Source organism: Undibacterium hunanense (assembly GCF_014284335.1).
Lineage (GTDB): Bacteria > Pseudomonadota > Gammaproteobacteria > Burkholderiales > Burkholderiaceae_D > Undibacterium > Undibacterium hunanense.
The window spans coordinates 1-429 of record NZ_JACOGF010000056.1; the positions used below are offsets into that span (position 1 = coordinate 1).

General features: G+C 57.3%; 1 protein-coding gene. It reads left to right on the forward strand.

Features of this window, described 5'->3' with window-relative positions:
* Positions 1-429: cellulose synthase subunit BcsC-related outer membrane protein (locus H8L32_RS27295; RefSeq protein ID WP_186951011.1), on the forward strand; the 429-nt coding region annotated here is incomplete at both ends.

The following is a 429-nucleotide window of genomic DNA, read 5'->3' on the forward strand; positions in this document are numbered from 1 at the left end:
ACCAAAGACTTCAGCTTCACCACCGGGCTGGGCCTGACCTCCTTCTTCTATCAAAAGAACCTGCGCTACTTCACCTATGGACACGGCGGCTACTTCAGCCCCAAATCCTACGTCTCGGTAGGCGTACCGTTTGAAATAGCAGGGCGCAAAGGCAAGCTGGCGTACCAGCTGGGCACCACATTGGGTCTGCAACACTTCAGAGAACTCGAAGCCCCGTACTACCCCAACTCGCCGTCAGACCAGGCAGAGCTGGAACAATTTGCGGCAGCCAACCCCACCATCAACATCCCGACGACGTACCCTGGGCAAACGAGGTCCGCGTTCGCCTTCAAGATCAATGGTGCGGCAGAATACCAGCTGACCCCGCATTTATTCCTGGGAGGCCGTTTAACGGCAGACAACTCGGGAGACTTCAACGATGCGGCGGCG